The sequence below is a fragment of the Ilumatobacteraceae bacterium genome (assembly GCA_033344875.1).
GTDB lineage: Bacteria > Actinomycetota > Acidimicrobiia > Acidimicrobiales > Ilumatobacteraceae > Ilumatobacter.
Map to the genome: position 1 here is coordinate 4,309,078 of JAWPMO010000001.1, position 24,507 is coordinate 4,333,584.

Below are 24,507 nucleotides of genomic sequence, written 5' to 3' on the forward strand. Positions count from 1 at the left end.
CCCGCCCGGTCGTCCGGCGTCAGGGGAGTGCATGGCACGCCGACCAGTGCTGCTCGCCGCGCGGGAGCAGGTCGACGTCGACTCCGGTGCATCGGCCGAGGATGCCGAGCCGCTCGGCCTCACCGGAGGCGACCACGGGGCAGCGGGGGTGGAAGCGGCACCCGGTCGGGACGCGGCTCGGGTCGGGCGTCTCGCCGGTCAGGATCTGCTGCTCGACCCGCTCCATCTCGGGCACGACCGACAGCAACGCCTTCGTGTACGGGTGCTGTGGGTTGGCCAGCACGTCTTCGGCCTCGCCGATCTCGACGATCCGACCCAGGTACATCACGGCGATCCGGTCGGCGATGTTCCACGCCAGACCGAGGTCGTGGGTGACGGCGATGATCGACAGGCCGTGATCGTCGACCAGTGCCCGGAGCAGGGCGAGGATCTCGCCGCGGATCGATGCGTCGAGCGACGCGACGGGTTCGTCGGCGAGGAGCAGCTTCGGACCGAGTGCGATCGCTCCGGCGATCAGCACTCGTTGCCGCTGTCCACCCGACACCTCGTGCGGATAGCGCGGCATGTACCGCTCGGCAGGCCGCAGGCCGGCGCGTGACAGCGCGTCCGCGACCAGACCCGGTTCACTGCCCTCAATGCCGTGGATGCGGATGCCCTCGGCGACGGCGTCGTAGATCGAGTGGCGGGGGTTGAGCGCACCGGTCGGATCCTGGAAGATCATCTGGACGCGCCGCCGCAGGTCGCGCAGCGTTCGCTGTCGCTGCGTCACGGCCTTGCCCTCGAACACGACGGTGCCACCGGCGAGTGGCTCGAGGCCCAGGATCGAACGGATCAGGGTGGTCTTGCCGCAGCCCGATTCGCCCACGAGCGCGAGCACTTCGCCCGGTCGGACGTCGAGCGACACGCCATCGACGGCGCGCACGGCACCCCGGCGGCTCGGGAACGTCACCGAGACGTCGCGGAGTTCGAGCAGCCCGTCACTCATGGTGCGCGCCCATCTCGTCGGCAACGTGGATGCACGCGGCGTGCCGGCCGATCCCGACGGGACGTAGGTCGATGTCGTGCTGCGAGCATGCATCGACGGCGCGGTCGCAACGCGGGTGGAACGGACAGCCCGAGGGCAGGTCGGACGGGTTCGGCGGATCGCCCGCCAGTCCGCTCGGGGTCAGCCGCGACGCCGGGTCGCCGATCGTGGGGAACGCCCTCGCCAGCGCGGCCGAATAGGGGTGCTGCGGTGTGCCGAACACATCGTGACTGGGGCCGTCTTCGACGACGCGGCCGGCGTACATCACCGCGAGGCGCTCACAGGTGGAGGTCAGCACCGACAGGTCGTGGGTGATGAACAGCAGCCCCAGCCCGCGGTCGCGCTGCAGCTCGGCCAGGAGTTCGAGCACCTGGGCCTGCACCATCACGTCGAGTGCGGTCGTGGGTTCGTCCGCGATCAACAGTCGTGGCTCGCACGCGAGGGCGAGGGCGATCAGCACCCGTTGGCGCTGGCCGCCCGACAGCTGGTGCGGATAGGAGCGGGCACGGTTGGCAGGGAGCCCGACACGTTCGAGCAGCTCGCCGACCCGGCGGTCGGCGTCGTGCCTGCTCTGCTTCGAGTGCAGCAGGATCGCCTCGGCGATCTGCCTGCCGACACGCTGCACGGGGTTGAGCGCGTGCAGGGCGCCCTGGAACACGATCGCCGCCGAGGTCCAGCGTGCCGCTCGGAGTTCGCCGGGTCGCATGGCGTAGACGTCCTGGCCGTCGATCAGGATCTGCCCGTCGACGACGGTCTCCTTGGGAAGCAGGCGGAGCACCGCACCGGCGATCGTGGACTTGCCGCATCCCGACTCGCCGGCCAAGCCGACGGTTTCGCCGGGGTCGATGGTGAGGTTCACGCCGCGCACCGCCGGGACGTCGCCGCGCTCGGATCGGTAGGTGATGTGGAGGTCGCGCAGTTCGAGCAGGCTCACAGGCCGCCCTCCCGCAGACGAGGATCGAGGATCTCCTCGATCGCGCGACCGACCAGCGTGAACGCCAACACGACGATCACGATGCCGGCACCGGCGGGCAGGTAGTACCACCAGGCATTGCGGCTGATCGCGCCGGCGTTGAACGCCTCTTCCAAGGTCTTGCCCCACGACGGCCGTGTCGGATCGCCGAGCCCGAGGAACGCCAGCGTCGTCTCGGTCAGGATAGAGATCGGCACGGCGAGGGTGAGGTTGGCGAGGATCAGGGGCGCGACGTTGGGCAGCACGTGACGTCGAATGAGATGTGCCCGATTGGCGCCGAGCGCCCGCGCCCGGTCGACGTACAGCCGCTGCTTCACCGTCAGGACCTGGGAGCGCACCAGTCGAGCGGTGCCCGGCCAGGTGGTGATCGCGATCACCAGGATCACGTTGCGCAGCGACCGGCTGAGCACCGAGGCAAGCACGATCGCGAGGGGCAGGAAGGGGATCACGAGGAACCAGTCGGTGAGCCGCATCAGGGCGGCGTCGGTCCACTTGCCGAAAAAGCCGGCGGTGACCCCGACGGCCGATCCGATCGCGATCGTGAGGACAGTGGCGGAGAGGCCCACCCACAGGCTGACGCGAGCGCCCCACACGAACTGGGCCGCCACCGAACGTCCGAGGTTGTCGGTGCCCATCGGGTAGCCGGAGCGTGGCGTGGCCCAGGTGGGGTTCTGGATCGAGTCGACGGCGCTGAGCCCGCCCTTGGGCGAGATCCACGGGGCGATGATCGCCATCACGATGAAGGCGACGAGCACGGCGAGCCCGAACAGCGCGAGGCCGTCGCCGCGAAATCGCTTCCAGAAGTCGGCTGCGGCGGCGCGTCGACGAGCCCAACGGAAGGCGCGCGGGGAGAACGTGGTCGTGGTCGTGGTCGGGGTGTCGGTGCTCATCGGCCACGCACCCGTGGGTCGAGGACGCCGTAGACCAGGTCGACCGCGAGGTTGGCGAGGATCATCGATCCGCTGAGGAGCAGGAACAGGCCCTGCAGCATCGGGAAGTCGGGCCCGCGAATCGCCTCGAGGGTCGCTTGGCCGATGCCGGGCCACGAGTAGATCGCCTCGACGGCGATCGCTCCCGACAGGATGTAGCCGAAGTTGAGCGCCGACAGGCTGACGACCGGCAACAGCGCGTTCGGCACGGCATGGCGCCGTCGGACGACGGCGTCCCGCAGACCCTTGGCGCGCGCGAGCTGCAGGAAGTCCTCGTTCACCGTGTCGAGCAGTGAGGATCTCATCACGATCATGTACTCGCCGATGTACGCCAGGGTGAGCGTGATGCACGGCAGCGCCATGTGGTGCGCCTGATCGAGCAGGGCGCTGAGCCCGGTCGCCTGGCTGCCGGCGTCCTCGAACCCGCCGGTCGGGAACCACGGCCACTTCACGGCGAAGAACGCGAGCAGGACCATGCCCAGCCAGAAGTCCGGCACCGAGTACGTGAACATCGAGAACGTGGTCGCTCCGACGTCGACGCCGCTGCGGCGCCGCCACCCGGCCGCGATCCCGAGCATGATGCCGATCAGCATCGACAGCACGGTCGACGTGCCGACGAGCGCGATCGTCGGCCACAGTGCCTCTCGGATCTCGGTGGTCACCGGGCGGCGACTCAGGAACGAGTCGCCGAGGTTGCCTCGCACTGTCTGTTCGACGTACGCGATGAACTGATCGAACTTCGAGCCGTCGAGGTTGAACTCCCTGCGTCGACGGTCGAGCTGTTCGGCGCTGAGGTTGCGGCCGCGGAACAGCTTTCCGGTCGGGTCGTCGTTGACGACCCGGAACAGGAAGAAGTTGAACACGAGCACGAAGACGAACGTGCCGGCAGCGCCGATCAGCTTGCCGGCCACGAACCTGCCTCGCATGCGGCCCTACTCGCGGTCGTCGACGGAACCCCGGCGCCTCGCCAGGAACAACCCGCCTCCACCGACGATCACGACGGCGGCGATGATGCCGACGATCAGTCCGGTGTTCGATCCACCGTCGTCGTCGCTCGGAGCGGTGGTGCCGTCCGGAGCGGGGGCCGCGGTTGCCTCGGAGCCGTCGGCCGTCGTGTCGGCAGGCGCCGCCGAACCGTCGGGTGACGTGTCGGCCGGCGCCGCGGTGTCGTCCTCCGTGTCCGGCGGCGGTTCCGCCCCGATGACCCGAAGGTTCTCGTACGTCGGTGACGAGTTGGTGAACAGCACCGGGCCGGTCTCGGCGGGCTGACGCAGCCAGCCCTCGAACCGGTCGGTCCGGTATGCCTGCAGATCGGCGTCCTGCAGCAGCACGAGGTAGGTCGACTCGCGGTTGAACAACCGCAGCATCTCGGCGACGATCTCGCGGCGTGTGGCCGGGTCGAGCTCGACCTTCTGCTGTTGATAGAGCTCGTCGTAGGCGGGATCGCACCAGTTGGCATCGTTGTAGCCGGCCTCGTCGACGTCGTAGGTGACCTGATCGCAGGTGAAGTACGACAGCATCGGATCCGGGTCGACGTAGGGGGTCCAGCCCCAGACGAACATGTCGTAGAGCCCGCCGACCTGCGCGTCGTAGAGCTGGGTGTCGTCCATCACGGTCGTCTCGGTGCCGATGCCGACGGCGTTGAGCCAGCCGGTGATGAACTCGGAGATCGGGGCCGCCTGCGACGACTCGGACCGGACGATGTAGCGGAGCACGAGCGGCTCGCCGTCGGGGGTTTCGCGGATGCCGTCACCGTCGCTGTCGACGTAGCCGGCGCCCTCGAGCAGCTGGTTGCTCCGATCGGGGTCGTACGAGAACGCCTCGTCACCGAGATCGGGGATCCACGACGGGTCCGCCGACGGCGACAGCGTGGTGCCCTTGGCGCCGAGGCCCAGGGCCACCCGGTCGAAGAGCACATCGCGGTCGATCGCGTAGTAGATCGCGTGACGCACGTCGATGTTCTGGAGCGCCGGGTGCCCGTCGCCGATGCCGCCGGCGTTCGCGTTGAGCGCCAGTTCGGTGAAGCCGCCCTGCATCCCGACCACGACCTCGATGTTCGGGTCGCCTTCGAGCTGCTCGACCGAGTTCGCGCTGAAGTTGTGGGCGACATCGATCTCGCCGCGCTGGAGGGCGGCGACCATCGCATCGGGGTTGGAGAACACACGGAACACGAGCCGGTCGATGCCGTTGTCCGACCCGAAGTAGTTCGGGTTCTTGACCATCGTCCAGTCCTGGCCCGAGCGCCATTCGGTGAGCGAGTACGGACCCGAGGCGACGCCGTCGAGGGCCTCGTACGACTCGAGGTCGTCGAATGCGATCGGCTCGTAGACGTGCTGGGGAACGATGTAGACGTCCATCGTGGGCAGCTTCGGGTCGGGTACCGAACTCGTGATCTCGATGGTTCGGTCGTCGATGACGACGGCGTCGAGGTTCTCGACCGTGGAGAAGTGGTTGTACCACTCCTCGTCCCGTGACCGGTTGATCGTGTAGGCGATGTCCTCGGCGGTCAGCGGCTCGCCGTCGGACCACTGGAGGCCCTCGCGCAGGGTGTACGTGTAGGTCAGCCCGTCGTTGGACTCGACCCACGACTCGGCGAGGTTCGGGATGGTGGAGAAGTCGTCGGCGGCCTTGCTGGTGAGCGACGCGTACTGAAGGTTCCAGACCTCGAACTCGGGCACGAGGTAGCCGACCGTGACGTTCGGTGACGACATGTCCTGCAGCAGACCGATCGTCATCGTGACCTCGTCCTGCGCGGTGGCCGGACCGCCCGCAGCACCCAGTAGTACGGCGCCGGCGACCACGCCGACGCCCAACAGACGCCTCAACATCGAAATTCTCCCGGAACCGTTGAAAGGGGCGCCTGTGCGCCGATTGATTGTGTCGAGATTCTCGACCCTTCGCGGCTGAAACGCAAGTCCCAGTTCGACGGAACGAGCGGTATGGCTGTTCCGCCGGCGCGGTCCGGGCGTACAGTCCGGCGATGAGTCGTCGATCCATGCTGCCGTCCGACATCGCACGGATCGTCGTGATGGAGGAACTCGACGTGTCGTCGGACGGTGCAGTCGCCGTCGTCGGCACCCGCGTCGTGCGGCGCGGCCGGTACGAGTCGCACCTCGCCACGGCCGATCCGTCCCGCCGCTCGCGGCCGGTGGCGATCACATCGGGCCGGGTGCGCGACTCGTCGCCGCGCATCTCGCCGGACGGGTCCCGGGTCGCATTCCTTCGCGCCGATCCCGGTGACGACGACGCACCGGCGCAGCTGTGCACCGTGCCGATCGGCGGAGGTTCTGTCCACCGCTGGGCCCCGATCGGGTCGACACCCGGGTTCGGGGCGATCGGCGAGATCGTGTGGTCGCCCGACGGGAGCACGATCGCGTTCACGGCCGAGGTGGAGCCGCCGCGGTTCATCGTCGGCCGGCGGCCGCAGATCGGCTCGGTCGCGTCGCGGGCGGCGACACTGCCGTCACCGACGGCTCGGCGGATCATGCGGACCGACTGGCGGTGGGACGGCGTCGGGCACCGTGATCACTGGTCGCACCTGTTCGTCCTCGAGTTGACCCGCGGCGCGCGCCCCCGTCAGGTCACCAGCGGTGATTGGGGTGTCTCGGACATCACGTGGCATCCGAACGGCCGCACCGTTGCCTTCGCGTCCGTCCGCGGTGACGATCCCGACCTGGAGATGTATCCCCAGATCTGGACCGTCGACGTCGACGCCGGTCCGCGGACCAGGCGATCGACGCCACGGTTGGTCCTCGCCGCCGGGGGCGGTGTGACCAAGCCGGCGTTCTCGCCGAACGGTCGGTGGCTCGCGGCGGTCGGCATCCTGCAAGCGCAGCCGCCCGACGATGTCAGTGCCGGTCTGTTGCTGGGCCGCGCCGATGGATCGGGTTCGCCGGTCGCGTTCGGTGCCGACCTCGATCGTCCGTGGGGCAACTCGGCCGACACCGACCTCAACGGTTGGATGGTCGACGGTGAGTCCGGTCCGATCTGGGCCGACGACCGGACGATCGTCGGCGTGATCTCGGATCGTGGCCGGAGCCTCCCGGAGCGTTGGGTGATCGACCCGAAGTCGGGCGCCGTCGTCGAGGGGCCGTCGGCGTCCGCGAGGTCGGGACCCGGCCCGTGGGCGGACGCCACCACGCATTCGATCGCGTCGCTCGGCGGGGGTGTCGTCGCGACGCTCGGCACGCTGCACGGCAGGGCGATGGACCTGATGACCGTCGACCTGAACGATGCGCCGTCGGACCGCTCGTTCGGTACGCGGACCACGACCGGGTCCGCCTGGCAGCGGCGGTTCGTGCAGCCGGAGATGCGGCGGGTCGACGCGCCGGGTGCCGGTGGCCCGATCGAGACGTGGATCGCGTCGCCGCCGGGTGCGGGCGACGCGGCCCTGCCGACCGTCGTCGACGTGCACGGCGGACCGCTCGGCTGCTGGGCGCCCGCTCCCCACATCGAGGTCGCGATGCTCGTGGGCGCCGGCTACCGCGTCGTGTTGCCGAACATCCGCGGCTCGGGTGCCTACGGTGCCGAGTGGATCCGGCCGCAGCTCGGCGACTGGGGCGGCGTCGACGCCGACGACGTGCACGCCGCGCTCGACCACGTCGTCGATCTGGGGCTGTCCGACCCGGCTCGCCTCGGCGTCATGGGCCTGAGCTATGGCGGCTTCATGGTCAACTGGCTGGTCGCGACCTCCGATCGGTTCGCGGCCGCGATCTCGGAGAACGGGGTCACGAACCAGGTCGCCGCCTGGGCGAACTCCGACAGCGGGCCGTTCTACTGCCGGTCGTCGCTGCTCGGCGATCCGTTCACGCCGGAAGGCGTCGAGCAACTCTGGCGGCAGTCGCCACTGAAGCACGTGTCGAACGTGCGCACGCCGCTCCTGATGTTCCAGGCCGAGGATGACCACCGCTGCCCGCCGAGCGACAACGAGCAGTTCTTCATCGCACTGCGACACCTCCACCAGACCGTCGAGTACGTGCTGTACCCCGACGAGTGTCACGTGTTCTCGTCGGCCGGTCGACCGGATCGACGGATCGACCGCATGGAGCGGATGCTCGACTGGTTCGCCACGCATCTGGCCGAGTGACCCGGCTCCCGTCCTCGCCGCCCACCGTTCGACGAATCGGCGGTGTCCGGCACGGCCGAGCGGGCGGTCGTGATCACCGACGCTCGGCACATCGCTCGTGCTCGTCGGAGCTGCGTTCGTCGTGCCCGGTCAGTGGGGGGCGGCAGCGAGGACGACGCGTTCGATGGCGGTTCGCGCTCGGGTGAGCACCGCCGCGTCATCGTGGAGGACGTACGCCGTGTTCGCGGCGATGACCAGCGCGTTGAGCTCGAAGACGAGGGTCGCAACGTCGGTGTCTTCGTGTAGTTCGTTGCGCGACACCGCCTCGTCCGCTGCCTCGGTGAGCACGCCGATCCAGTCCTTCTGGTTCGCCGCGACCCGTTCGCGCAGCGGGCCGGGCCGACCGCCGAGCTCCGCAGCAGCGGCGGCGAAGAAGCAGCCTCCCGGGAGCGTGCCGTTCTCGACGTACGCCAGGAACGACTCACACAGCGCTCGGAGACGGTCGAGACCTCCCAGCTCGAGGACGGGAGCCACGACGACGTCGATGAACAGTGCGCGGGCGCTGTCGATGGTCGCGAGCTGGAGCGCCGCTTTCGAGTCGAAGTGCGCGTAGACACCGCTCTTGCTGAGCTGCGTCGCGTGGGCGAGTGTGCCGATGCTGAGCCCGTCGAGCCCCTCGACGGTAGCGAGCCGAACCGCGGTGTCGAGGATCAGTCGCCTGGTCCGCTCACCGTCGGCTCTCACTCGGCGCACGGTTGCTCGCGGGGTCTCGGACATCGGTTGACAAGTTAGCACGATCGGTCGTACTCTCCGAGATAGTACGACCGATCGTGCTGCTGAGGAGTGATGACATGACCGACACGACCGCGGCCAGCGTGAGCGACGCTCCCGACCAGGACATGTGGATCGAGGCCGGCCGTGGCTGGGGAGCGCGTGCCGAGGAGTGGGCGTACCTGTTCGAGCCGTATGCGCTCCCCGCCAACCAGTTGGTGCTCGACCGCGTCGCGGTCGGCCCGGCCACGCGCTACCTCGACGTCGCCTGCGGATCCGGTTTCGCCGCCAATCTCGCTCACCGTCGCGGCGCCACCGTCAGCGGGCTCGACGCCTCCGAGGACCTGATCGACATCGCGAGGGCCCGCACACCCGACGGCGACTTCCGTGTCGGCGACATGTTCGCGCTCCCGTTCGCCGAGGGAACCTTCGATGTGGTGACGAGCTTCAACGGCATCTGGAGCCGGTGCGACGACGCGCTCGATCAAGTCCGAACGGTGCTCACCGATGACGGACGACTCGGATTGACGTTCTGGGGAGCACACGAACGCATGGGGCTCATGCCCTACTTCCTCACCGTCATCCAGCACTCACCACCGAGCCACCAAGCGGCCAACATCGAGATCGGCGAAACCAGCAAGGTCATGGCAGACATGCTCGTGGCGGCGGAGTTCGAACTGCTCCAACACGGGACCGTCGAGGTCGTCAACGAATGGCCCGACGTCGACACAGCCGTCCGAGCGCTCGCAGCAGCGGGACCGTCCGTTCCCGCGATCGCAGCCGTCGGCTACGACGACTTCTGCGAGGCGCTGCGCGAGGTCGTGGCCCCGCTGCACGACCGGACAGGCCGCGTCGGCGTACGCATCTCATCCGAGTTGGGATGGGTGACCGCCCGCCCGGCCTGATCTCCCCACCGCCTCCCGCCGGGGTGGCACGGAGGACGCGAACGCCCATGCGTCAGGATGTCTCGACGAGGGCGGCGAGGCCGTCGAGGTTCCTCTGCATGTTGGCGGCGTGCTCCGCGAGGCGACGTTCGACGATCTCGTGCTCGCGGTCGGGCATCCGCTCGATCGCGGGGCTGAGTCCGCTCCGGCCCGGACCGATCTGACACCACTGGGTGAGTCGAGTGCCACCCTCGACCGGCTCGAGGGAGAACCTCCAGCGCGCCGCCGGGTCGGCCGGGTCGGCGACGACCCAGCCGAGCGCGCGTTCGGGTTCGAACTCGACGATCGTGCAGTCAACCTGCCAACGGCCGACGACGGGATGCTCGTTGGTCCCGCGGAACCGAGCGCCCAGTGCCGGCTCCGTCGCACCGTCGAGCCACTCGGCGCCCTGGAACTCCGCCGAGAACCTGGCAGGCAGATCGATGTCGGCGACGTACACCCAGAGGTCGCCCGGCGACGCCGCGATCACTCGCGTCACCTCGGTCGTCGGTCCGTCCGCGTACCGCAGTCGTTCCCTCATCGATCCCTCACATCCGGTGACCCGGGTCGCTCGCACGGCGGCGTGAACCACCGCCTACTGTCGATCGTATGCAGGTCGGGGTGAGCGCGGTGGTGTCGTCCGACGAAGACGTCGAGTTCGTCCGCGGGTGCGAACGGGTCGGCGCCACCTCGGTCTGGGTGCCGGAGGCGTGGGGGTACGACGCGCTGACACCGCTCGCCCATCTCGCGGCGGTCACGACGACGCTCCGGCTCGCGACCGGCATCGTCCAGGTGGGCGCCCGTTCGCCGGCGATGCTCGCGATGCAGGCGATGTCGGTACAGCGGCTGTCGGGAGGTCGCCTCGTGCTCGGACTCGGATCGAGCGGCCCGCGGATCATGGAGTCGTGGCACGGGGTGCCGTTCCGGAAGCCGGTCGCGACGATGCGGGAGACGATCGAGATCGTGCGGCAGATCGCCCGAGGCGACCGACTCGAACACCACGGTGAGGTGTACGACCTGCCGCCCGATGGGGCGGGTCGCGGGATCCGCTCGATGGTGCCGCCGGTCGAACCGATCCCGATCGTGGTTGCGGCGCTCGGGCCCAGAAATCTCGAACTCACCGGCGAGGTCGCCGACGGATGGCTGGGCAACGCGTTCATGCCCGAGCACGCCGACGTCTTCCTCGATCCGATCCGCGCCGGCTGCGAACGCGCCGGCCGGACGATCGACCAGCTCGACCTCGTCATGCCGGTCTCGGTCGAGATCACCGACGATCTCGACGAGGCGGGTCGACGTCATGCCGACGGGTACGCGTTCACGATCGGTGCGATGGGAGCACCCGGGAAGAACTTCTACAACCGGGCGTTCTCGGCGCAGGGCTATGGCGACGACGTCGCAGCGGTGTACGAGCTCTGGCAGGCCGGCAAACGCGAGGCGGCCGCGGCCCGCGTGCCCATCGACCTGGGGTCCAAGACGAACCTGCTCGGGCCACCGGAAGTGATCCGCGAGCGGCTCCGGCTCTATCGAGACGCCGGTATCACGACGTTGCAGGCCAAGGTGACCGGCCCCGAACGGCTCGACACGGTCGCGCAGCTGGTCGACCTCGTGCGTGAAGTCGACGAGGAGCGGGCAGAGGACTGATCCATCGGACACCCGGGAACTCTGGCAGCTTGCCGCTGCCTCGATCTGCGGTCCGCGGCCGCGTTCTGAGCGCTGCCCGGTCGCCGGCGCAGATGAGATCAGATCAGATCAGATCAGATCAGTGTGCTGCTTCGAACGACGTGAGCACGTCGAGCACGAGTGACACGAGACGCGACAGGTCGTAGCCACCCTCCTGCACGAACACGGTCGGCAGGTCGAGCCGGGCGAGCGCAGATCCGGCCGCCCGGAACCCCTCTGGCGTGATCATCAGCGGGGCGGCCCGATCGTGCTCGGCAGCGTCGACACCGAGCGAAACGACGAGCGCCTCCGACCCGTGCCGATCGACCGACCCGATCAGCGCGTCGAGCGCCGCCAGCCACCGCTCGTCACCGGAGCCGGCGGGGATCGGCTCGTTGTGGTTCCACCCCTCACCGGCGCCGCCGCCACGTTCGTCGGCGTAGCCGACCAGGTGGGGGAACCAACCGTCGCCCGGGTCGACGTGGACGCTGGCGTACAGCACGTCGTCGCGTTCCCAGAAGATCTCCTGCGTGCCGTTCCCCTGGTGGGCGTCGATGTCGATCACCGCCACCCGACCGACGCCCGACTCCCGCAGACGTCGCGCCGCTGCGGCGGCGTTGTTGAAGTAGCACGAGCCACCGAAGAACGCGGGCCCGGCGTGATGCCCCGGCGGCCGAATCGCGGCGTACGCGGCACGAGCCCCGCCCGACACCAGGTCGGCGGCATGGGCAGCTGCGTGGACGGCGCCCGACGCCGCGTCGAACGTCCGCTCGCTCATCAGCGTCATCGTGTCCATCGCGTAGAGGCCGAGTTCGGCGCGGATCGTGGCCGGCCGTCGATCGGTTCGATACCTCGCTGCGTAGCCGGGGTTGGCGAAGAGGTAGCCCACGACGTGGGGCTGTCCGGGGTCGGTCAGGTGGCCCGCTTCGACCCAGGCCGGGTACACCCGCGACATGAAGTCGACGAAGTCGGGGTCGTGGACAGCGAGGATCGGATCGAGACCGAGGTCCGGTGCGTCGACGATGGTCGCGCCGGCGTCGATCAATCCGTCGCGGAGGAGGTCACCTCGCTCCGGTTCCTCGTCGCCGGTCTCGCGAACACCGAGCCAATATCCACCGTGCGGTGCGTGACCTCGGTGCCGATCGGTCCAGACCACGGGCATCCGTACCGTCGTATCGGGCGTCATGGGCGGACAGTACTGCGCAGTCAGCGAAGGGTGTCGATCACCTCGTCGACGATCGTGTCGGTGGTCAACGGGTGGAGGAACACCAGACGACCGACGGTCTCGCCCTTCCACGTGGTCGGTGCGACGAACGCGATCCGGCGGGCGAGCAGGTCGGCCGACCATTGCTGCCACCGCGCCCGGTCCCAGCCCGCTTTGCGGAACAGCACGACGGTGAGTTCCGGCTCGAGGATCACCTCGACGTCGGGGATCGCTCGTAGCTGCGTGACCGCGTATGCGGTCGTCGTCATCGGCGCCCGGACGGCGTCGGCGAGGGCGTCGGTGCCGTGGAGCACCAGGGTGAACCAGAACGGCAGCCCCGACGCCCGACGTGTCAACTGGAAGGCGTAGTCGGACGGGTTCCAGGCCGCAGCCGCGTCGGTCGTGTGGAGCACGTCGATGTACGGGCCGTGCTGGGTGTGGGTCGCGGCCGCCAGCTGCGGCTGGCGGTACAGCACGGCGCACGAGCCGGCGGTCGAGAACAACCACTTGTGCGGGTCGATGATGAGGGAGTCGGCATCGGCGAGCCCGTCGAACAGACGGCTGCACTCGTCGAGGAGGAGCGCAGCGCCGCCGTACGCGCCGTCGACGTGCACCCACGCGTCGTGCCGGTGGGCGATGTCGGCCAGCCCCCGCAGGTCGTCGACGATGCCGGCGTTGGTCGAACCCGCCGACGCCACCACGATCGCGAGTTCCCCGGCGCGGCCGCTCGCCGCCAGGGCGTCGGCGAGCGCACCACCGACGAACCGGCCGTCGTCGCCGGTCGGCACCACGAGCGCTTCGAGCCCGAGCAGGCGGAGCGAATTGTCGACCGATGCGTGCGCGGTGTCGGCGACGGCGACGAGTCGGCGACCGTCGGCGACGTCACGGCCCACCGCCAGCGCCGACAGATTCCCGATCGAGCCGCCGCTGCAGAACGCGCCACCCGACCCCTCCGGCATCCCGGCGAGTCGGCGTAGGTGGTCGAGCGCCTGGTTCTCCGCCGCGACCGCCCCGGCTGCCTCGAGCCACGACTCCGCGGCGAACGACGTCGCTCCGACCACGGCGTCCATCCAGATCGCGGCGGCGGCCGGCGACATGGGGATGAACCCGAGGTATCGGGGGCCGTCGAGTGCGACCGTGTGAGCGGCGACGGCGTCGGTGAATCGTTCCCACGCTCGGTCGACGCCGAGCCCACCCGGCGTGATCGCTCCCTCGAAGAGCGGTAACAGATCCGACGGCGTCGTCGTCGCCCCGAGTTCGGTGTTGCCGAGGCGCTCGCCGATCAGTCGTGTGACACGTTCCGGCAGGTCACCGATGGCGGCGTCGGAGCCGTGCAGGTTCATGGTGTGGACGGTAGCCAGCTGCGGCCGTCGTCAGCCGCGCATCACCCGGGTGCGTGACTGCTCTCGCAGGTACTGCTGGAGGTAGTGCGGGCCACCGCCGAGCTTGCCGGCGGTGCCGCTGCGCTTCCAGCCGCCGAACGGCTGCACGCCCGGCCAGGCACCCGTCGTGGCACCGGCGGCTCGATTGACGTAGACGACGCCGGCTTCGATCCGGTCGAAGAAGCGCTCGATCTCGTCGGCATCCTCGGCGAACAGCCCGGCGGTCAGGCCGAACGGGGTCGCATTGGCGCGTTCGAGCCCCTCGTCGAGCCCGTCGACCGCCTCGACCGCGATCAGCGGGACGAAGAGTTCGGTGGTCATGATCGTCGAGTCGGATGGCACCCGGACGACCGTGGGCTCGACGAAGTAGCCGGACGCGTGGTCGCCGTCGGTCAGCCGGTTCCCGCCCGTCAGGACTTCGCCCGTGTGGCGGACCTCGGCGACCGCGGCCTCGAACCGCTCGACCGCCGCCTGGTTCACGACGGGGGAGAGGAAGCCACCCTCTTCGAGTGGGCCGGTCCCGGGAATCGCTTCGGCCCGGGCGACCAGGCGGGTGATGAATTCGTCGGCGATCGAGGCGTCGACGAACACACGGGACGCAGCCGAACACTTCTGTCCGCCGAACCCGAACGCACTGCGGGCCGTCCCCTCGACCGCGAGGTCGAGATCGGCGGTGGCCGACACGATGACCGGGTTCTTGCCGCCCATCTCACAGATCGCCGGCTTCGGATGCGAGGCGGAGAACGACTCGATGATCGACATGCCGACCGCGCTCGACCCGGTGAACGTCACACCGCCGACGCCGGGGTGGTGCACGAGCGCCGAGCCGACGTCGCCGCCGCCGGTGAGGATGTTGACCACCCCGCGCGGCACGCCGGCATCGACGAAGGCCCGGTACACGAGGTGCCCGGAGTACGAGCCGATCTCCGACGGCTTGGCGACCACGGTGTTGCCGGCCACGAGCGCCGCGCCGGCCGGCCCACCGATCAACGCGTTCGGATAGTTGAACGGACCGATCACGACCCACACGCCGTACGGGCGCATCACGTCGCTGGTCACCTCGGCGTCGCTGAAGCGCTCCATCGGCATCGCGAAGCCGTCGTGCTCGCGCATCGCATGGGTGTAATAGCGGATCAGATCGGCGGTCTCCTCGACCTCGCCGATGGCTTCGAGCCGGCTCTTGCCGTTCTCCCATCCGAGGGCGGCGGCGTCGACGACCGACCGTTCGGAGATCAGATCGGCGGCACGTTCGAGGATGTCGCAGCGTTGCTGCCAGGGCGTCGCCGCCCATGCCGGCTGCGCCGCCGTGGCGGCGGCGACGGCATCGTCGACGTCATCGGCATCCGCGATCGTGAAGTGACCGATCTCGACGGAGGTGTCGACCGGGGAGACCGTGGTGAACGAGTCACCGAACACTTCGTCGTCGCCGATCCACAGTGGGTGATGGGCACCCAGTTCTGACTTCACCGCCGCCGACGCCGTCGTGTACGACGCCTGCAGTTCCTGATCGTCGGCGGACAGGGTTGCGTAGGTGACGCGGAAAGCGGCCATGGCCGCGAACATTGCCACAGACGACGCCGCCAGTACAGAGCGAGGGCCTGTCCGCCCGGACACGCTCTGCCGGCCGACGTCAGCCGGCGCGGGCGCCGAGGGCGCGAAGCATCGCAGGGGTGTCGATGGAGAAGTGGGCGGCGACGGCGCGGCCGTCGCGAATCGTCCAGCGATGGACCTCGTCGATGTCGAACTGGGTCCGGGTGTCGATGGTCCTGCCGGCGGTTCGACCGACCTGGATCACATCGCCGTCGGCGGCGAACAACGCGGAGGTCGTGACGGTGGATTCGATGTGTCGACGGAGCCGCAATCCGAAGTCGGCGAAGCCGTCGTGTCCGATGTAGCGGCCTCCCCAGGGGAGCCGGGCATCCTGGTCGACGATGCACTCGGCGTTGAGCAGCTCGAACAGGCGGGCGATGTCGGCGTCCGCCATCGCGGAATAGATCGCGCGGACGACATCGACATCATCGGACTCCGATCCAGTGTGTCGCTCGTTCATCGCCGGATCGTACGCCTCGCACGGGTCGTCAGGTCGAGCGGTCAGGTCGAGCCGGTCAGATCGGGGCTCGCAAACCCCTTGGTGGCGATCGTCGCCGAACTGGGAGCATGGGTGGATGGCGTCGACGCCGCCCCGTGATTCGCACGCACTCGTGCGGTTGCTCCGCCCGCACGCGCGGCGCTGGGCGGGTCTCGCCGCGCTCGTCGCGACCAGTTCACTCCTCCTGCTCACTGGTCCGCTCGTCATCCGTCGGATCGTCGACCGGGCGACCACGGGTGCGACGACCGGCGAACTGCAGCAGCTCGCGCTGCTGTTCCTCGCGATCGTGGTCGTCGGTCAGATCGTCGAGATCGTCGTCGTCCGTTCCGCGACGGTCGGGGCATGGCGGACGACCAACCAGCTCCGTCTCGACATGACGAGTCACGTGCTCGGCCTCGACCACGAGTTCCATCGTCGTCACACGCCCGGTGAGCTGATCCAACGCGTCGATGGCGACGTGACGTCGGTCTCCGACCTGTTGGGTCGGGTGGTGCCGAAGGCGCTCGGCGCCGCGCTGTTGATCGCCGGCATGGTCGTCGTGGTGACGGTGATCGACTGGCGGATCGGCATCGGGATGGCGGTGTACGTCGGTGCCGCCGTCGGTCTCGTGCTGGTGCTGCGCGAACGGGCGGTGGCCGAGTCGTCCGAGGAACTGTCGTCGTTCGCCCGCCTCTACGGCGGGATCGAGGAACGGCTCAACGCATCGGAGGACCTTCGTGCGAACGGTGCCGGTGGTCACGCGATGTGGCGGTTCGTCGAGGAGAGCGCCGACTCGCTCGACACCTCGGTTCGGCGGGAGTCCGCGTTCCTCGGCATGTGGTGGCTCGTGCGCGGCATCGTCGTGGCCGGCTCTGTGATCGCCGTCGTCGCCAGCGCGCTGCTCGTTTCCCGCGACATGATGTCGATCGGCACGGCGTTCCTCCTGTTCCAGTACGTCTTGCTGATCGAGCGCCCGCTCGACGAGGTCGTCCACGAACTCGAGACGGTCCAGAAGGCGACCGGCGCGATGCGGCGCGTCGCGGAGCTGCTCGACGTCCGACCGACGATCGTCGACACCGGGCGGACCTCGCCGCCGCCCGGGCCCATGACGATCGACTTCGTCCAGGTCGGCTTCGACTACGGCGACGACCAACCGGTGCTGTCCGACGTCACGTTGGCGATCGGCGCCGGCCGATCGGTGGGCATCGTCGGCCGGACCGGCAGCGGCAAGACCACCTTTTCGCGGCTCGTGCTGCGCCTGGTGGAAGCGTCGTCCGGCAGCGTGAGGTTGGGTGGCGTGTCGATCGAGCGGATCCCCGTGCCGGAGCTCCGCCACCGCGTCGCGCTCGTGCCGCAGGAGGTCGAGCTCGTCGGTGGCACGATCCGCGACAACGTGACCCTGTTCGACCCGACCCCGACCGACGACGAGGTCGCCGACGCCCTGCGTGCCGTCGGGCTCGGAGCGCTCGCCGACGGAGGTGTCGGCCGTGCCCTCGGCGCCGGGGGCGCCGGGCTGTCGGCCGGCGAGGCGCAGCTGCTCGCGATGGCGAGGGTCTGGCTGCGGAACCCCGACATCGTCGTGCTCGACGAGGCGACGGCGCGGGTCGACCCCGAGACCGAACGCCGGTTGGAGGCAGCCGTTCAGCGCCTGATGCGCGGGCGGACGACGCTGATCATCGCTCACCGGCTGTCGACGCTGCGCGAGGTCGACGACATCATCGTGTTCGATGCCGGCCAGGTCGTCGAGCACGGTGACCGCGACACCCTCGCGAGCGACGAGCACAGTCGGTTCGGTCGGTTGCTCGGGCTCGCGTTGGAAGACGGCGACGACCGTCCCGAGCGGGAGTTGCTGCGATGAGCGTCTGGAGCCTCGCCTGGAAGGTGAGCCAACACGAGCGCAAGTGGTTCTGGTCGGGATGGGCGATGTTCGTGCTGTTCTTCGCCATGCCGCTGGCGTCGGGGTGGGCGCTCAGCCGTGCCTTCGACGCCGTCTCCACCGGTGACACGACGTCGGTGCTGCGATGGATCGGCGGGTTCATCGTCGCCGAGATCAGTCGCATGGCCACGCTGCACTGGGCCGTCATGGTGTGGACCAGGGTCTGGATGCACATGCAGACCTTCCTGCGGGCGAACCTGCTGGTCGCACAGATGGCGAGCGGTGGACCCGAAGCCGGGCAACCGGTCGGGTCGGCGGGCGAGGCGGTCACACATTTCCGTGACGACGCCGAGGACGTCGCCCGGCTCGTCGATGGTCTGGTCGACGTGTCAGCGGGCCTGATGTTCACGATCGTCGCCGCATTCGTACTCGGTTCCGCCAACCTTGCCGGAGCGCTCGTGTTGATCGGACCGCTCGTGCTCGTCGCCGTCGCGACGAAGTCGATGGACGCCCGTATCAAGCGATACCGGGCCGCCGACCGGGCGGCGACCGCCGCGGTCACCGGATTCGTCGGCGACGTGATGGCGGCAGCCACCACCGTGAAGGTCAACGACGCCTCGACGGCATCGCTCGACCGTCTGCGCGGTCTCGTCGACCGGCGGCGCGTCACGGCGGTGCGCGACCGCGTGCTCGAGGAAGCCGTCCAGGCGATCAGCCGAGGTGCCGCCGATGCCGGCCTCGGGCTGGTGCTGCTGGTCGGTGCAGGTGCACTCGCCTCGGGTCGCTTCGACGTCGGCGAACTCGCGCTGTTCGTCGCCTACCTCGGCTGGCTGAGCTTCCTGCCTCGGATGGTCGGCAGGGTGCTCGCCCGCCACAAGCAGGCGGCGGTGGCGTTCGACCGGATGAGCCACCTCGTGGCCGACCGCGATGTCCGCAACACGGTGCGGCCGCGAGACCTTCCGATCAACACGGGGCAGTCGCGTGACCGTCCCGACGCGGTTCGTCCCGCCCGGGTCCCACTCGAGCGACTCGACGTGGTCGGACTCAGCGCCCACTACGAGTCGGGCGCCGGCATCGACGAGGTCACGGTGTCGGTCGCGAAGGGCGAACTCGTCGTCGTCACCGGCCCGGTCGGATCGGGCAAGAGCACGCTGCTGCGGGCGGTACTGGGCCTCGCCTGGCAGGCCGACCTGTCGGGTGAGGTCCGTTGGAACGGTGTACGTCTCGACGACCCGGCCGGGTTCCTCGTGCCGCCGAACGCGGCCTTCCTGCCGCAGGTGCCGCAGCTGATCTCCGACTCGCTCGCCGACAACATCGGTTTCGGAACGGCGTCGTCGGTCGATGTCGACCAGGCGATCTCGTTGGCGGCGATGGAGGCCGACGTGGCGATGATGCCGGACGGTTCGGCCACGCTGATCGGTCCGCGCGGGCTGCGCCTGTCGGGCGGCCAACGCCAGCGGCTCGCCGGGGCTCGAGCGGTCGTCCACCGACCCGAACTCGTCGTGCTCGACGACCTGTCGAGCGCGCTCGATGTCGAGACCGAACTGCAACTCTGGCGGAATCTCGCCGACGCGGGCATGACCGTGCTCGCGGTCTCTCACCGGGCGGTCGCCTTCGAGCGCGCCGACCGGGTCGTCCGCCTCGAGGGTGGTCGGGTCGCCGAGATCACCGAGACGTGAGGCCGCCGGGCACCCGCGCCCGGCATCGTCGGTCCGTGTCAGAATCGCGACGTGAACCGTTCGATCAACCCCGCTTCGATCGCCCCACCGGCCGCCAACTACGCCCACGCCGTCCTCACCACGCAGGCGACGCGCTGGTTGCACACCTCCGGCGTCGTGCCGACGGCACCCGACGGCACGGTGCCCGAGTCGATCGACGAACAGGCGGCGGTCGTCTGGTCGAGTATCGGGGCGATGCTCGCCGAGGCCGGGATGCAGCCCTCGGACGTGGTGTCGGTCACCACGTACGCGGTCGTCGGACACGCGCTCGGGGGAGTGATGGCGGCCCGCGACGCCTTCCTCGACGGGCATCTCGCCGCGTCGACGCTCGTGACGGTGCCGGCGCTCGCTCGACCGGAGTGGAAGATGGAGATCGCGGTCGTCGCCGCAGCCGACTGATCGTTCAGCCGTCGTCGACGAGGTGGGCGTGGTCGCCGAACGCTTCGACGAACAGGTCGGGTTCGTCGGTGTAGTTCCGCTTGCGGAGCGTGGCTTTCAACATGGTCGCCGAGACCAGGCGGGTCCCGTCGGGGAAGTCGAGATGGATCACCCGGTTCGACAGGCCGAGCCCGCCGACGTCGAAGTAGTGCAGCGTGACGCCGCCCCGTGGGAGTTCGGTGATCAGCTTGCCTGGCGTCGGACGGATGTTCCACGGGTGCGGTTCGTGGAACAACAGCCGTCGATCGGTGATCGTGCACCACGACGACATCAGATCGCTCCGGTGGCGCGGATCGGTGAGGTCGATGCCGAGTGCCCTGGCGTACGGCGTCCCGAGCGCGCTGCTCGTCGACGCCCGGACGGAGCCATCGGAGGATGCCGACGAGGCACCGATCTGGTTGGCGAGGCCGACCGCCGCCTCGATCGTCTCGCCGGGAGCGAGTTGGTCGGTCAATCGTCTCCGGACTCGGTCGTTCAGTCGCATCGAGCGATGATCGCGCACCGATCTTCCGACAACCTTCACATTCGGCGACGACCAGGCCGGTGGCTCGGGGACGCGAGACTGTGCGTCGTGAGCACGACCGAACCGTACGATCCGGCCGACGACGGGGCGCAGATGTCGTTCGACGGGCGCATGTCGTACGCCGACTACCTCGGCCTCGACAGCGTGCTCGGCGCCCAGCACCCCCTGAGCGGGGCGCACGACGAGCTGTTGTTCATCGTGCAGCACCAGACGTCGGAGTTGTGGATGCGGCTGGCGATCCACGAGTTGACACATGCGCGAGTGGCGGTCCGGGAGGACCGGCTGCAGCCGGCGTTCAAGATGCTCACTCGCGTGGCGCGCATCTTCGAGCAGCTCAACGGCGCGTGGGACGTGCTCCGCACGATGACGCCGAGCGAGTACACCGAGTTCCGCGACGACCTCGGTCAGTCGTCGGGCTTCCAGTCGCATCAGTACCGGCAGATCGAGTTCATCCTCGGGAACCGCAACCGGGCGATGCTCCGCCCGCACGAGCACCGCGACGAGACGTACCAGCTCCTGCTCGACGAGCTCGGGCAGCCGAGTCTGTACGACGAGGCGGCGCGGCTCCTCGCCCGGTCGGGATTCGACGTGCCGGCCTCGGTGCTCGGTCGTGACATGACGGTGCCGCACACCGTCGACGAGGCGATGGTCGAGGTGTGGCGGCAGGTCTACGACGACCCGCAACGGTGGTGGTCGCTCTACGAGCTGGCCGAAAAGCTGGTCGACGTGGAGGACTACTTCCGTCGGTGGCGCTTCAACCACGTCACGACGGTCGAGCGGGTGATCGGCTTCAAGCGCGGGACGGGTGGCACGGGTGGCGTGAGCTATCTCCGGCGGATGCTCGAGGTCGAACTGTTCCCCGACCTGTGGCGGGTTCGCACCGTGCTCTGAGGTCGTCCAGGTCGGTCAGACTGGGGTGATGAACGACGCGGTGCCCGTCGCTGGTCTGGCTCGCGCCGATCTGACGCTCGACGAGTTGGGCTCTGGGGCGGGCACGATCGTGCTCGTCGAAGGCGACAGCGACGCCGCTGCTGTTGCGACGATCGCTGCCCGACTCCGCACGATCCGCGAGCTCGAGGTCCTCTCGGCGCACGGCGTCACCAACTATCGACATCTCCTCGCCCGACTGCGTGCCGACCATCCGGGGCGCCGGGTGGTCGGGCTGTACGACGCTCCGGAGGAAGGGGTCGTCCGCCAAGCGCTGGAACGATCGGGCATCGGTCGCCCGATCGATCGTGTGGCCATCGAGCGACTCGGATTCTTCGCCTGCGTCGCTGATCTGGAGGATGAGTTCATCCGCGCGATCGGCGCCGATCGCGTCGAGCAGGTCATCGATGAGCAGGGTGAACTCGAGGCGTTTCGGATCCTTCAGCGACAGCCGGCACAGCGCGGGCGGCCCGTCGTCGCCCAGCTCCGCCGGTTCATGGGCACGAAGTCGGCGCGGAAGATCCGCTACGGACGACTGCTCGCGGCGGCGGTCGATCTCGATCGGTGCCCGTTGCCGTTGCGCCGGGTCGTGTCGGGCGAGTGAGAGCGCACCACCGGCGGCGGAAGATCACGCTGTCGTGACGGCCCTCGTCGTGCGGCGGAGGAGCGGCGCCGTGACGGCGGTGGTCATCAGCGCCATCACGACGATGATCGTGTAGGCGGTCGTGTCGATGATGCCGAGGGTCAGTCCAACCGTGGCGACGACGATCTCGAGGGCGCCGCGAGCGTTGAGCACGGCTCCGACGGCGAGCGCGTCGGGGTGGCCGATGCCGCCCGCTCGTGCTCCGAGGTAGGAGCCGAGGGCCTTGGCCACGGTGGCGACGACCGTGACGGCGATCGCCCACGACGCCACGTCCCACGAGGCGAGTTCGGTCAGGTCGACGCGGATCCCGGCGATCGCGAAGAACAGCGGCGCGAAGATCGCGTTGGTCGTGACCTCGATCGCCTGGAACCCCGAGGACCGCGCGAGCTTGCTGCCTCCGATGGCCACGCCGGCGATGAACGCGCCGATCACCGCCTCGACGCCGACGGCATGCGTCACCGCTCCGACCGCGACGATCGCCAGCACCGCCACACTTGCCTCGGCGGCCGGGCCGCCCTCGCGTCGGTGGACGGCGGTCGTGACCCGGTCGAGGAACGCCGGGCCGAACCGGAGCACGATGCCGGCGACCGCGGCGACGACCAGGACCGCCACGATCAGTGGGCTCGGCGAGAACGATCCTTCGTCGACGACGCTGATCACCACGCCGAGCAGCAGCCACCCGACGATGTCGTTCGAGGTCGCGACGCCGAGCGCGAGCTGGGCGAACGGGCGTGACAGCAGTCCGAGGTCCGACAGCACCCGCGCGGCGACGGGCAGCGACGAGATCGCGAAGGCGACGGCGAAGAAGGCGACGAAGATGCTCCGGGTGCCGTCGCTGCCGATGAACGTCGCAGGGATCAGCGCGGCGATGCCGGCGCCGAACGCGAGCGGCACCACCAGACTCCCGATACTGGTCGTCCGCCGCTCGGCCGAACGAACGGATGACGCCCATGTCGACCTCGGCGCCGCTGAGGCCGAGGAGGAAGACGATCCCGATCCAGGCCAGACCGAGCAGTAGCCCAGCCTGGCGTTCGCTGGGCGGGAACAACCATTCGAACGTGCCCGGCGAGACCTTGCCCAGCAGTGACGGGCCGAGGGCGACGCCGGCCAGCAGTTCGCCGACCACGCGCGGCTGACCGAGCCGCCGGGCGGCGTATCCGCCCGCTCGCGCCGCGGCGAGGACGACCAGGATCTGACACCAGAACACGAGCAGCGAGTGCTCGTCGAGCGGCGGCAGCGGTACCCCCGTACTCGCGATCATGACGAACCGTACCCACGCGGCGATGGTCGAACGCGTCGGGCTCGCTCATCGACACGAATCCGTCACGAGGGGTCGACGAGCGTCGGCGCGATGACTGTGCCGCCGGCCGGACGGGGGCGGATCAGGACCCGGTCAACGCCTCCCGGAACGGGCGCGTGCCACCTTCGAGCGGCGCACTCGTGAGGACGAACTCCCGGATGACCTCGACGAGATGGGCCGGCTCCTGCACGTGGGGGAAGTGCCCGCAACCCTCGAGGATCTCCAGCCGGCTGTGGGGAATCGCCGCGTGGGCGGCGTCGGCGTGCTCGACGGGGATGATGCCGTCCTGGTCGCCCCAGATGATCAGGGTCGGCATCGCCGCGGCGAGGTACAGCCGGTCGGTCGCGTTGACGGTTTGGCCGCCCGGATCGATCACCGCCCGGAGGGTCTTGACGAACGCCTTGCGGTTCTCCGCCTGGCCGAGCGAGGCGTACGCCCTCCACATCTCGCCGACGTGCGGCAGGCTCCAGCCCCGATCGTGGATCGCCTTGCCCAACTCGTTTCCTCCGTCGACGACGAACGGCGGGAAGAAGAGGGGCATCAGGTACTCGGCGCCGGGCAGCGTGAGGAGACGAAGCAACCAGCTGACCTCGCGTCCCAACCCGCCGCTGCCGATCAGCACCAGACGGTCGACCAACTCCGGGTGTTGGTAGGCCAGTTGCATCGCCACCCCACCCCCGAACGAGTGACCGATGACCGTCACCGTGTCGATCTCGAGCTTGGCGAGCAGGTCCCGCAACCCGCTCGCGAATGCGCCGAGCGAGTAGTCACCCATCGGTTTCGCGGATTCGCCGTGGCCGAGGAGATCGGGCGCCAGCACCGTGAACTGCTCGGCCAGACCGGGCATCACGTCTTTCCAGGTGCGCGAGTTCCCCGCCAGGCCGTGGATGAGCAACAAGGTGGGCGCCGTCGGCTCGGCCTCGGCCAGTCGGTAGGTGACGTCGTGCCCGTGCAAATCGATGTGACGGAGGGGGATGCCCATACCCTCAAGTTACCAATTGGTAACTTGGACTCGTAGGGCCCGAGGTCCCACGCCCGACGCCTTGCAGCGCGGCAGCCGTCGATCGGGCCGGAGTGGGGCTGG

Annotated in this window: 22 protein-coding genes; 8 read left to right on the forward strand and 14 right to left on the reverse strand. The window is 69.3% G+C overall.

All coding sequences use genetic code 11. The features are described 5' to 3' along the window. Positions 1-19: 19 nt before the first annotated feature. Genes R8G01_20520 through R8G01_20540 form a run of 5 tightly spaced genes read right to left on the reverse strand, consistent with a single transcriptional unit; the run spans position 20 to position 5,754 of the window. Entirely contained in the window at positions 20-985 is a 966-nt protein-coding gene (locus tag R8G01_20520) for an ABC transporter ATP-binding protein (protein ID MDW3216387.1), read from the reverse strand. Next, entirely contained in the window at positions 978-1,958 is a 981-nt protein-coding gene (locus tag R8G01_20525) for an ABC transporter ATP-binding protein (GenBank protein ID MDW3216388.1), read from the reverse strand. The genes R8G01_20520 and R8G01_20525 overlap by 8 nt, the downstream gene beginning before the upstream one ends. Continuing rightward, complete coding sequence (locus R8G01_20530; protein ID MDW3216389.1) at positions 1,955-2,887, reverse strand: ABC transporter permease; 933 nt, start codon at positions 2,885-2,887, stop codon at positions 1,955-1,957. Before R8G01_20530 ends, R8G01_20525 begins: the two co-directional genes overlap by 4 nt. After that, on the reverse strand, positions 2,884-3,852 hold the full coding sequence (locus R8G01_20535) for an ABC transporter permease (protein MDW3216390.1): 969 nt from the start codon (positions 3,850-3,852) through the stop codon (positions 2,884-2,886). The genes R8G01_20530 and R8G01_20535 overlap by 4 nt, the downstream gene beginning before the upstream one ends. A gap of 6 nt (positions 3,853-3,858) precedes the next feature. Continuing rightward, positions 3,859-5,754, reverse strand: coding sequence for an ABC transporter substrate-binding protein (locus tag R8G01_20540; protein MDW3216391.1), 1,896 nt, complete (start codon positions 5,752-5,754; stop codon positions 3,859-3,861). Positions 5,755-5,906: 152 nt separating this feature from the next. Here R8G01_20540 and R8G01_20545 point away from each other — a divergent pair, with 152 nt between their 5' ends. Beyond that, positions 5,907-8,012: a S9 family peptidase gene (locus tag R8G01_20545; protein MDW3216392.1), complete on the forward strand. Its 2,106-nt coding sequence runs from the start codon at positions 5,907-5,909 to the stop codon at positions 8,010-8,012. A gap of 129 nt (positions 8,013-8,141) precedes the next feature. Here R8G01_20545 and R8G01_20550 read toward each other — a convergent pair whose 3' ends face one another. Beyond that, the gene (locus R8G01_20550; GenBank protein MDW3216393.1) at positions 8,142-8,768 is read right to left on the reverse strand and encodes a TetR/AcrR family transcriptional regulator; all 627 of its coding nucleotides are present in this window, start codon (positions 8,766-8,768) and stop codon (positions 8,142-8,144) included. A gap of 74 nt (positions 8,769-8,842) precedes the next feature. Between R8G01_20550 and R8G01_20555 the strand changes: the two genes are divergently transcribed. Then, positions 8,843-9,667: a class I SAM-dependent methyltransferase gene (locus R8G01_20555; GenBank protein ID MDW3216394.1), complete on the forward strand. Its 825-nt coding sequence runs from the start codon at positions 8,843-8,845 to the stop codon at positions 9,665-9,667. A gap of 52 nt (positions 9,668-9,719) precedes the next feature. Here the strand turns inward: R8G01_20555 and R8G01_20560 are convergent, their stop codons facing one another. Further along, positions 9,720-10,226: an SRPBCC family protein gene (locus R8G01_20560; GenBank protein MDW3216395.1), complete on the reverse strand. Its 507-nt coding sequence runs from the start codon at positions 10,224-10,226 to the stop codon at positions 9,720-9,722. A 68-nt stretch (positions 10,227-10,294) separates the two neighbouring features. Between R8G01_20560 and R8G01_20565 the strand changes: the two genes are divergently transcribed. Further along, positions 10,295-11,326, forward strand: a complete 1,032-nt coding sequence (locus R8G01_20565; GenBank protein ID MDW3216396.1) for an LLM class flavin-dependent oxidoreductase — start codon at positions 10,295-10,297, stop codon at positions 11,324-11,326. A gap of 118 nt (positions 11,327-11,444) precedes the next feature. Here the strand turns inward: R8G01_20565 and R8G01_20570 are convergent, their stop codons facing one another. The 4 genes from R8G01_20570 to R8G01_20585 form a co-directional block, all read right to left on the reverse strand. Continuing rightward, positions 11,445-12,530, reverse strand: coding sequence for a hypothetical protein (locus tag R8G01_20570; GenBank protein ID MDW3216397.1), 1,086 nt, complete (start codon positions 12,528-12,530; stop codon positions 11,445-11,447). A gap of 20 nt (positions 12,531-12,550) precedes the next feature. Beyond that, entirely contained in the window at positions 12,551-13,891 is a 1,341-nt protein-coding gene (locus R8G01_20575; protein ID MDW3216398.1) for an aminotransferase class V-fold PLP-dependent enzyme, read from the reverse strand. Positions 13,892-13,921: 30 nt separating this feature from the next. Beyond that, positions 13,922-15,481 (reverse strand): aldehyde dehydrogenase family protein, encoded by a 1,560-nt coding sequence (locus R8G01_20580; GenBank protein ID MDW3216399.1) that lies wholly within the window; start codon positions 15,479-15,481, stop codon positions 13,922-13,924. A 79-nt stretch (positions 15,482-15,560) separates the two neighbouring features. Then, positions 15,561-15,980 carry a nuclear transport factor 2 family protein gene (locus R8G01_20585; GenBank protein MDW3216400.1) on the reverse strand — a complete coding sequence of 140 codons (420 nt, stop codon included), beginning with the start codon at positions 15,978-15,980 and terminating at the stop codon, positions 15,561-15,563. Between the two features lie 115 nt (positions 15,981-16,095). Here R8G01_20585 and R8G01_20590 point away from each other — a divergent pair, with 115 nt between their 5' ends. From R8G01_20590 to R8G01_20600, 3 genes are read left to right on the forward strand one after another with little or no spacing between them, the layout of a single operon-like run. Then, the gene (locus R8G01_20590) at positions 16,096-17,856 is read left to right on the forward strand and encodes an ABC transporter ATP-binding protein (GenBank protein MDW3216401.1); all 1,761 of its coding nucleotides are present in this window, start codon (positions 16,096-16,098) and stop codon (positions 17,854-17,856) included. Then, positions 17,853-19,553, forward strand: coding sequence for an ABC transporter ATP-binding protein (locus R8G01_20595; protein ID MDW3216402.1), 1,701 nt, complete (start codon positions 17,853-17,855; stop codon positions 19,551-19,553). The genes R8G01_20590 and R8G01_20595 overlap by 4 nt, the downstream gene beginning before the upstream one ends. Positions 19,554-19,604: 51 nt before the next feature. After that, positions 19,605-19,991, forward strand: a complete 387-nt coding sequence (locus tag R8G01_20600; protein MDW3216403.1) for a RidA family protein — start codon at positions 19,605-19,607, stop codon at positions 19,989-19,991. Positions 19,992-19,995: 4 nt separating this feature from the next. Here the strand turns inward: R8G01_20600 and R8G01_20605 are convergent, their stop codons facing one another. Beyond that, positions 19,996-20,514 (reverse strand): hypothetical protein, encoded by a 519-nt coding sequence (locus R8G01_20605; protein MDW3216404.1) that lies wholly within the window; start codon positions 20,512-20,514, stop codon positions 19,996-19,998. A gap of 87 nt (positions 20,515-20,601) precedes the next feature. Between R8G01_20605 and kynA the strand changes: the two genes are divergently transcribed. Continuing rightward, the gene (kynA, locus tag R8G01_20610; GenBank protein ID MDW3216405.1) at positions 20,602-21,444 is read left to right on the forward strand and encodes a tryptophan 2,3-dioxygenase; all 843 of its coding nucleotides are present in this window, start codon (positions 20,602-20,604) and stop codon (positions 21,442-21,444) included. 28 nt (positions 21,445-21,472) lie between these two features. Next, complete coding sequence (locus R8G01_20615; protein ID MDW3216406.1) at positions 21,473-22,084, forward strand: hypothetical protein; 612 nt, start codon at positions 21,473-21,475, stop codon at positions 22,082-22,084. 24 nt (positions 22,085-22,108) lie between these two features. Here R8G01_20615 and R8G01_20620 read toward each other — a convergent pair whose 3' ends face one another. Then, positions 22,109-23,020, reverse strand: a complete 912-nt coding sequence (locus R8G01_20620) for a cation:proton antiporter (GenBank protein MDW3216407.1) — start codon at positions 23,018-23,020, stop codon at positions 22,109-22,111. Positions 23,021-23,505: 485 nt separating this feature from the next. Beyond that, positions 23,506-24,405 carry an alpha/beta fold hydrolase gene (locus R8G01_20625; protein MDW3216408.1) on the reverse strand — a complete coding sequence of 300 codons (900 nt, stop codon included), beginning with the start codon at positions 24,403-24,405 and terminating at the stop codon, positions 23,506-23,508. Positions 24,406-24,507 lie beyond the last annotated feature (102 nt).